This is a genomic window from Streptomyces boluensis (assembly GCF_009908195.1).
Taxonomy (GTDB): Bacteria; Actinomycetota; Actinomycetes; order Streptomycetales; family Streptomycetaceae; genus Streptomyces; species Streptomyces boluensis.
This window is the reverse complement of the sequence record NZ_JAAAHS010000320.1, coordinates 1-9,034: the sequence shown is the minus strand read 5'-3', so window position 1 is coordinate 9,034 and position 9,034 is coordinate 1. Positions and strand designations below refer to the sequence as shown.

Below are 9,034 nucleotides of genomic sequence, written 5' to 3'. Positions count from 1 at the left end.
CCCCCAGCGGTAGCTGGGGGAGGGTGGGCACAGCACCCCGGTTCCGGGCAACCTTCCCGGTCGACGTCCAGGTGGACCACCTGGTTCGCCCCCCGCACCAAGTGCCGAGCACCGGAACCCGAAGCCGATCACCCCGTCGCACGTGCGGAGAACCTGACGGTACGCCGAGGCCGCGTAGAAGCCCTCCGCCAAGTCGACCTACAGGTCACCGCAGGCGAAACCCTCGCCCTCATGGGCCGCAACGGCGCCGGAAAGTCCACCCTCCTCACCACCCTCGTAGGCATGCTCGAACCCGCCACGGGTTCGGTACGCACCGGCGGGGTCACCCCGCACCGGACGACGCCCCGCGAACTCATCCGGCACGTCGGCCTCGTACCGCAGGAACCCCGCGACCTGCTGTACGCCGACACCGTCGCCGCCGAGTGCGCCGCGGCCGACCACGACGCGGACGCCGCCCCCGGCACCTGCCGGGACCTGGTGTCCGAGCTGCTCCCCGGCATCGCGGACGACACTCATCCGCGCGACCTGTCGGAGGGCCAGCGCCTCACGCTCGCCCTGGCCGTCGTGCTGACCGCGAAGCCCCCGCTGCTGCTGCTCGACGAGCCGACCCGCGGCCTCGACTACGCGGCGAAGGCCCGGCTCGTCGGGGTGCTGCGGGCGCTCGCCGCCGAGGGACACGCGATCGTGCTCGCCACCCATGACGTGGAGCTCGCCGCCGAACTCGCCCACCGCGTGGTGATCCTGGCCGACGGCGAGGTCGTCGCGGACGGCCCGACCGCCGATGTGGTGGTGTCGTCGCCGTCCTTCGCCCCGCAGGTCACCAAGGTCCTGGCACCGCAGAAGTGGCTGACCGTCGCCCAGGTGGCGGCCGCCCTGGAGGGCGCGGAGTGAGTACGTCCGCTTCCGCGCGGCCGGTGCGGCTCGGCCCCAAGTCGGTGTGCGCGCTTGTCCTGGTCAGCGCGATCGGCGTGGCCGCGTTCGGCTGGCCGCTGCTCGCCGACGCCTCGTCCGGGGTGACCGCGCACGCGCAGGACGCGCCCTGGCTGTTCGCGGCGCTGCTCCCGCTGCTCGTCGGCGTGGTGGCGGCGACCATCGCGGAGTCGGGGCTCGGCGCGAAGGCCGTGGCGATGCTCGGGGTCCTCGCGGCGGTCGGCGCGGCGCTGCGTCCGCTGGGCGCGGGTACGGCCGGGCTTGAGCCGATGTTCTTCCTGATGGTGCTCGCGGGGCGGGTGCTCGGGCCGGGCTTCGGCTTCGTACTCGGCTCGGTCACGATGTTCGCGTCCGCGCTGCTGACCGGCGGCGTCGGCCCGTGGATGCCGTTCCAGATGCTCACCATGGGCTGGGTGTCGATGGGCGCGGGGCTGCTCCCCGGCTCCCGACTCCTGCGCGGCCGGGGCGAGTTGGCGCTGCTCGCGCTGTACGGCGCGGTGGCCTCGTTCGGCTACGGGCTCGTGATGAACCTGTACGGCTGGACCATCGTGCCGGGCCTCGGCTCGGGCATCTCCTTCCAGCCCGGCGACCCGCTGCACGAGAACCTGGTCCGCTATCTCGCGTACTGCGTGGCGACCTCGCTCGGCTGGGACCTGGGCCGCGCGGTGATGACCGTCGTACTGACGCTCGCCGTGGGCGGGACCGTGCTGAAGGCGCTGCGCCGGGCCACCCGGCGGGCCGCTTTCGAGGCGCCCGTCACATTTTCGGGGCCCGCGCCCGAGGCGCAGGTCACAGCCGCTGAGCCGCGACCGTAAGGGCCCGCTGGCCGTACGTAACGGAATGGGTCCCTTCGGGGTGAGCCCCCGCACAGGACTTTAGTCCTCCACTACGTGCCCTAGTAGGGCCTCAGCCATGATCCACGGACCCCCTGAAACGGGGTCTGACCTGCGCTGTCGACCCCCATATCAGCACAAGGGACTTTTCTCCCCATGTGCGACCAGAACTAGTAAAAGGGGTCATTGCGGCGACGTAACAGCCCTGCTTCTCTGGATGACGTCGCAGGGCGCCGACCGCATCGGTCACAGCGCCTGTGTCTCGCCCCCACCGCACCCCCCGTGCGGCACCGGCTTGCCTCGTGACGCTCCCCGTCCCCGTTGGAAGGCTCTCTGTGTCCGTCTCCATCCTCCGCCGCATCGCCGCCCCGAAGAAGACCCTCGCCGGTGCCGCCGTGGCACTCGCCGCCGCCGGCATGGCCTTCTCCGCGACCCCGGCCGCCCACGCCGCCGCCCCCGCGGCCGCTCCGGCCGCTGTGGCCCCCGCGGCCGCCGGGTCCCCGCAAGCGATCGCGAAGAAGATGATCCCGGACCCCGCCCAGTACGCCGCCTTCAGCAAGATCGTCTCGCACGAGAGCGGCTGGAACCCGAAGGCCACCAACTCGTCCTCCGGCGCGTACGGCCTGGTCCAGGCCCTGCCCGCCTCGAAGATGTCCTCCGCGGGCGCCGACTGGAAGACCAACCCCGAGACGCAGATCAAGTGGGGCCTGGACTACATGAACGACCGCTACGGCAGCCCGGTCGACGCGTGGAGCCACTGGCAGTCGAACGGCTGGTACTGAATCGCTGGCCGCTTGGTTTGAGGTTTTCGCGTTGGGTCGCACCCCTGTTGGGGGTGCGGCCTTTTCGCGTTCCCGGTGCGTGCATGTTCTTGTCGACTGCGGAACCGTCGATCGCCCTCCGGGCTCGTCCTCAAACGCCGGACGGGCTGGATTTCACAGCCGCTGCAGAATCGTCGCCGTGGCCAACGCCCCGCCCGCGCACATCGTGACCAACGCAAACTCCTTGTCCCTGCGCTCCAGTTCATGCAGGGCCGTCGTGATCAGGCGGGCGCCGGTCGCGCCGACCGGGTGGCCCAGGGCGATCGCGCCGCCGTTGACGTTGACCTTCTCCAGGTTCTGGTCGAAGACCTGGGCCCAGCTGAGCACCACCGACGCGAAGGCCTCGTTGATCTCGACCAGGTCGATGTCCTTGAGCGACATGCCCGCCTTGCCGAGCACCGCGCGCGTGGCGTCGATCGGGCCGTCGAGGTGGAAGTGCGGGTCGGAGCCGACCAGGGCCTGGGCGACGATGCGCGCCCGGGGCTTGAGCTTCAGGGCGCGGGCCATCCGCTTCGACGCCCACATGATCGCCGAGGCCCCGTCGGAGATCTGCGAGGCGTTGCCCGCGGTGTGCACGGCGGTCGGCATCACCGGCTTCAGCCGGGCGAGCCCCTCCATGCTGGTGTCGCGCATCCCCTCGTCGCGGTCGACGAGCCGCCACATGCCCTGCCCCGCTGCCTGCTCCTCCTCCGTCGTCGGCACCTGCACGGCGAACGTCTCGCGTTTGAAGCGCTCCTCCGCCCAGGCGGCCGCGGCCCGCTCCTGCGAGATCAGACCTAGCGAGTCGACGTTCTCGCGCGTCAATCCCCGCTTGCGCGCGATGCGTTCTGCGGCCTCGAACTGGTTGGGCAGGTCGACGTTCCACTCGTCCGGGAACGGCTTGCCCGGCCCGTGCTTCGAGGCCGCGCCGAGCGGCACCCGGGACATGGCCTCGACACCGCAGCTGATGCCGACGTCCATCACACCGGACGAGATCATGTTGGCGACCATGTGACTGGCCTGCTGCGAGGACCCGCACTGACAGTTGACGGTCGTCGCGGCGGTCTCGTACGGCAGGCCCATGGTGAGCCAGGCCGTACGCGTCGGGTTGGCGGACTGCTCTCCCGCCTGGGTGACGGCGCCGCCGACGATCTGCTCGACACAGTCGGCGTGAATGCCGGTGCGGGCGAGGAGTTCGCGGTAGGTCTCGCCGAGCAGATAGGCCGGATGCAGATTGGCGAGCGCCCCTGAACGCTTGCCGATGGGGGTCCGTACGGCTTCGACGATGACGGGTTCCGCGGCCATGAGCCAGTCCTCTCCTCGCACATCTCGCCCGTCCCGGGGTGATCCCGGCACCCCGCCAGCACGGACAGACAGAACTAGTACGCGTTCTAGTTCTGAGAGCAGTCTTATGAGTGCGCCCCGTCTACCGCAAGGGTCTTGCACGGACCACGTCCGCAACAGATGCCGCCCGAAGCCTTGCCACTTGTAGAACCGGTTATTACCTTCAGACTGATTCTGATGGGCCGTCAGACGATAACGGCCGACATGTACGCCGCTTTGTATGCCGCTACGCATTCCGACATACGCCCATGTCCGCCCGGTACGACTCTGGAGTTGCCGATGCCCTGTCCCGCGCTGCCCGACGGGTTCGACGCCACCGACCCCGACCTCCTGCAGAGCCGTGTGCCGTTCCCGGAGTTCGCCGAGCTGCGGCAGACCGCGCCGGTGTGGTGGTGCCCGCAGCGGCGCGGCATCACGGGCTTCGACGACGAGGGCTACTGGGCCGTGACACGGCACGCGGACGTCAAGTACGTCTCCACGCACCCGGAGTTGTTCTCCTCCAACACCAACACCGCCGTCATCCGCTTCAACGAGCACATCAACCGCGACCAGATCGACGTCCAGCGGCTGATCATGCTCAACATGGACCCGCCCGAGCACACCCGGGTCCGCCAGATCGTGCAGCGCGGCTTCACCCCGCGCGCGATCCGCTCCCTCTCCGACGCGCTGCGCGACCGCGCGGCCGCCATAGCCGACGAAGCGAAGCAGAGCCTCGCCGCCGACGGCTCCTTCGACTTCGTCACCAAGGTCGCCGTCGAACTCCCGCTGCAGGCCATCGCCGAACTCATCGGCGTACCGCAGGAGGACCGGGCCCGGATCTTCGACTGGTCGAACAAGATGATCGCGTACGACGACCCCGAGTACGCCATCACCGAAGAGGTCGGCGCCGAGGCCGCGATGGAGCTGATCGGCTACTCCATGAATCTGGCGGCCGACCGGAAGGCGTGCCCCGCCAAGGACATCGTGTCGCAGCTCGTCGCGGCCGAGGACCAAGGGAACCTCTCCACCGACGAGTTCGGCTTCTTCGTGCTGCTGCTCGCCGTCGCGGGCAACGAGACCACCCGCAACGCCATCAGCCACGGCATGCACGCCTTCCTCACCCACCCCGACCAGTGGGAGCTCTACAAGCGCGAGCGGCCCGCGACCGCCGCCGAGGAGATCGTCCGCTGGGCGACCCCCGTCACCGCGTTCCAGCGCACCGCCACCCAGGACACCGAGATCGGCGGCGTACCGGTCAAGGCGGGCGACCGCGTCGGCCTCTTCTACTCCTCGGCCAACAACGACACCGAGGTCTTCGACCGGCCCGACCGGTTCGACATCACCCGCGACCCCAATCCGCACCTCGGCTTCGGCGGCGGCGGTCCGCACTTCTGCCTCGGCAAGTCCCTCGCCATCCAGGAGATCGACCTGATCTTCAACGCCCTCGCGGACGCGCTGCCCGACCTGCGGCTCGCGGGCGACCCACGCCGGCTGCGCGCCGCGTGGCTCAACGGCATCAAGGAACTCCAGGTCACCACCGCCTGAGCGGGCCCGCCGGGAGGCCGCGGAAGACCACCTCCGCCTCCCGGAAGCGGCCGTGTTCCGTCGATCCCGTGCGCCGGTCGTCCATGATGGGCCGGTCCGCAGGGGGGCCGACCGACAGGACCGCGCCACGTGAGAGACCTGCGGCGCGCACACCGGACGCTGCTCGCCGTGTGCGCCACGCTCACCCTGCTGCCCGCCCTCTTCGTACCGCTCTCCCTGCCGCTCGGCTGGGACGAGATCGTCTACGTCAGCCGCTTCCCCGCGTTCGCCCACGGGCTCGACGTGCCCTTCCAAGCGCCCCGCACCCGTGGCGTGCCCGCCCTGGCCGCCCCCGTCGCCCTCTGGTCGGACTCCGTGGTGCTGCTGCGGGTGTGGCTGAGTCTGGTCTCGGGGGCCGCGCTGTACGCCGGGTTCCTGCCGTGGCTGCGCGCCCTGCCGGACCGCCCGCGCACGGTCCCGCTCGCCGCCGCGGGGTACGGCACGCTCTGGTCCGTACTGTTCTACGCCGGTTCCGCCATGCCCAACCACGCGACGGCGATGGGCGCGACGGCCGCCGTGGGCTGCTTCGTCCGGTACGGAGGCGGCGAGCGACGCCCCGCCCTGCTGTGCGGGCTCGCCCTCGGCCTGGCCGTGGCCACCTCGATGCGCCCCAACGACGCGGTGTGGATCGCGGCGCCACTGCTCCTCGCCCCGCTCGTACACCGGCCCTGGCGGGCGTTCGCACCGGCCGCTGCCGTACTCGCCGGTGTCCTCGCGGGCGTGCTGCCGTGGGCGATGGAGGCGGTGCTGCGGTACGGCGGCATCCCCGAGCGGCTCGCCCTCGCCAGCGGCCAACAGGGCGACATGCGGCCCCGGTTCGCCCTCCCGTACCTGGTCACCGCGCTCGACGGCCCGCTGCTCTGCCGCCCCTGCGCGCGCGACGGGCTCCAACTCCCGGTGGCCCTGTGGTGGTTCGCGCTGCCGGTCCTGGTCGGCGCGGGCCTGTGGCTCGTCCGGCGGGAGCCGCCCCAACTGCGGGCCGCGCTCCGGCTCGCGACGGTGGTCGCCGTCTCGTCGGCCCTCACGTACGCCTTCCTCGTCGACTACACCGCTCCCCGGTTCCTGTTCACCGCGTACGCCCTGCTGATGCTGCCCGCCTCGGTGGCGCTGCTCGCGCTGGTACGTGCCGTACGCGCGCGTGGCCGGGCCGCGGTCGCGGTGCTCGTGCTTGTGCTGTGCGCGCATCTCGCCGTGCAGTGGGTCACCCTCGCCGTGCACGTGCGGGTGCAGACGGAGGCCCGGCGGGACTGGGTCCGCATCGCGGGGGCGCTGCGGTCGGCGGGGGTCGGACCGGGCTGTGTGCTCGGCGGCAACAGTTCCGTCGTCCCCGTCGCGTACACCGCCCGCTGCCATCCCGCCGTACAGCACCCCGGCCGCATCCCCGACGCCCTGGCGCTGCGCCGCGCGGGTCCGCCGCCGGAGCTGCGGCACTGGCGGGTGCTCCCGGTCCCCGGCAGCTACAACGGCTGGCGGATCGCCCTGCCGCCAGCCTCCGTGCCGAGCCGCCCGGCCGCCGCTCGCTGACCGTCCGGTCCGGCTCCGACGGGTTCCGGCGCTCCGCGTCCGGCGGGGCTCGGTCTCTCCCGTACGTGAGCAGGGTCCTGGTCCGGTTCAGGGTGCCGTGGCCGGGGGCCGCTCAGCAGGTACGTGAGGCCGAATCCGGCGCCCACGACGGCGGCGCCGCCCACCGCGTCCAGCACCCAGTGGTTGGCGGTGCCGACGATGGCGAGCACCGTGAACGCCGGGTGCAGCAGGCCGAGCACCTTCATCCACACCTTCGGCGCGAGCAGCGCGATCACCAGGCCGCACCAGAGGGACCAGCCGAAGTGCAGCGACGGCATCGCGGCGTACTGGTTGGTGACCGAGGTCAGCGCGCCGTAGTCCGGCCGGCTGAAGTCCTGGACGCCGTTCACCGTGTCGACGAAGCCCAGCGTCGGCATCAGGCGCGGCGGGGCCAGCGGGTACAGCCAGAAGCCGGCCAGGGCGAGGACGGTGGCGAAGCCGAGGCTGGTGCGCGCCCACCGGAACTGCGCGGGTCTGCGCGCGTACAGCACCCCGAGCACCGAAAGCGGCAGCACGAAGTGGAAGGACGTGTAGTAGAAGGTGAGGAACGCCTCGGCCCAAGGGGTGTCCACCACAAGGCGGTTGAACCAGTGCTCGATGTCGAGGCCGAGCGCCCGCTCCACCGCGTGGATCTGCGCACCGTGCTCCTCGGCCGCCGCGCGTGAGCCGGTCGCCATGAGCCGGGTCTGCTGGTAGATCGAGTACCCGACCCGGATCAGCAGGAGTTCGAGGAGCAGGTTGGGGCGGCCGAGTGCGCGGCGCCAGAACGGCAGCAGCGGCACCCATCGCAGCCGGGCCGGGGCCGGCGTCGCGTACCGAGTCGGCCACGGCCGTGCGTACTGCGGTGCGGCGCGGGACAGGAACGGCACCGCGCAGGCCGCGGCGACGGCCACGAGCAGCAGGGCGTTGTCCCTGACCGGGTGTGCGAGCGCCATGTTCGGCACCATCATCCGCGCGGGCAGCACCAGGACGACGGCCACGGCGACCGGCCACACATAGCGGTCCTTCGCCCGCGTGCCGACCCTGCCGACCGCCGTGAGCAGCACCCACAGCAACTGGTGCTGCCAGGCCGTCGGCGAGACCGCGACCGCCACACAGCCGGTCACCGCGACACCGAGCAGGAGCTGCCCGTCCCTGGCGTACCGCACCGCGCGGCGCAGCCCGAGCAGCACGACGGCCGCGCCGAGCACCACGAACAGGGCGGTCTCCAGCGGCCCTTGGAGTCCGAGCCGGAGCAGGGCGCCGTGCAGCGACTGGTTGGCCACGTCGTCCGCGCGGGCGCCGAGGCCCGCGCCGGCGATGTGGTGCACCCAGTACGTCCACGAGTCGTGCGGCAGCGCGGCCCAGGCCAGCGCGGTGGCGGCGGCGAAGGTCACGCCGGTGGCGACGGCGGCGCGGCGGCGGCCGGTCAGCCAGAGCAGCGGGGCGAACAGCAGCACCGTCGGCTGCAGGGCCGCGCCCACCCCGATGAGGACGCCCGCGGTGCGCTCGCCGCGCACCGCGCAGCAGCCGAGCAGCACGAGCAGGACCGGGATGACGCTGCTCTGGCCGAGGTGCAGGGCATTGCGCACCGGCAGGGACAGCATCAGCAGACAGATCGTCACCGGCGCGGCGAGCAGCGAGGTGCGCGGCGTCACAGGTCCGGGCAGCGCGCGGGCGACGACCAGGCCGAGCGCGACGACGAGCAGCAGCGTGCCGAAGGTCCACGCCACCCCGAGCGCCTGCTCCGCGGACCGGGTCAGCGGCTTGAGCACGAGGCCGGCGAAGGGCGTGCCGGTGAACGTCCCCGTGTCGTACAGCTCCGTGTCGTACAGCGAACCGCTGACGCGCAGCACGCCGTGCGGCCCGATCCAGGTCTCCAGGTCGGTGAGACGCTCGCCTCTGGGGCTGCTGAGCACGACCGCGAGCTGCCTTGCCGCGAGGACCGCGGCGACCAGCCAGAGGAGCACGCGCAGGGCGCCCGTCCCGCCGCCCACCGGCTCCCCGCCGACCGTCTCGGCC

At 71.9% G+C, this 9,034-nt stretch carries 7 protein-coding genes; 5 read left to right on the top strand and 2 right to left on the bottom strand.

Going from position 1 to position 9,034, the window contains the following annotated elements; genetic code table 11:
- The 3 genes from GUY60_RS29155 to GUY60_RS29145 all read left to right on the top strand — a co-directional run.
- Window positions 1-891 (top strand): ATP-binding cassette domain-containing protein (locus tag GUY60_RS29155; RefSeq protein ID WP_161703143.1); only part of this gene is annotated, 891 nt, incomplete at its 5' end.
- A complete protein-coding gene (locus GUY60_RS29150) occupies window positions 888-1,745 on the top strand; it encodes an ECF transporter S component (protein ID WP_161703142.1) in 858 nt (285 codons plus the stop codon). The genes GUY60_RS29155 and GUY60_RS29150, both read left to right, overlap by 4 nt.
- A gap of 353 nt (window positions 1,746-2,098) precedes the next feature.
- On the top strand, window positions 2,099-2,545 hold the full coding sequence (locus tag GUY60_RS29145) for an aggregation-promoting factor C-terminal-like domain-containing protein (RefSeq protein WP_312866470.1): 447 nt from the start codon (window positions 2,099-2,101) through the stop codon (window positions 2,543-2,545).
- A gap of 153 nt (window positions 2,546-2,698) precedes the next feature.
- Here GUY60_RS29145 and GUY60_RS29140 read toward each other — a convergent pair whose 3' ends face one another.
- Complete coding sequence (locus GUY60_RS29140; RefSeq protein ID WP_161703141.1) at window positions 2,699-3,868, bottom strand: steroid 3-ketoacyl-CoA thiolase; 1,170 nt, start codon at window positions 3,866-3,868, stop codon at window positions 2,699-2,701.
- A gap of 318 nt (window positions 3,869-4,186) precedes the next feature.
- Here GUY60_RS29140 and GUY60_RS29135 point away from each other — a divergent pair, with 318 nt between their 5' ends.
- Window positions 4,187-5,431, top strand: a complete 1,245-nt coding sequence (locus tag GUY60_RS29135; RefSeq protein WP_161703140.1) for a cytochrome P450 — start codon at window positions 4,187-4,189, stop codon at window positions 5,429-5,431.
- A 129-nt stretch (window positions 5,432-5,560) separates the two neighbouring features.
- Entirely contained in the window at window positions 5,561-6,994 is a 1,434-nt protein-coding gene (locus GUY60_RS29130; RefSeq protein ID WP_246235794.1) for a hypothetical protein, read from the top strand.
- Here GUY60_RS29130 and GUY60_RS29125 read toward each other — a convergent pair.
- Window positions 6,928-9,009, bottom strand: a complete 2,082-nt coding sequence (locus GUY60_RS29125; RefSeq protein WP_161703144.1) for a bifunctional glycosyltransferase 87/phosphatase PAP2 family protein — start codon at window positions 9,007-9,009, stop codon at window positions 6,928-6,930. The genes GUY60_RS29130 and GUY60_RS29125 overlap by 67 nt on opposite strands.
- Between the last annotated feature and the right edge of the window lie 25 nt (window positions 9,010-9,034).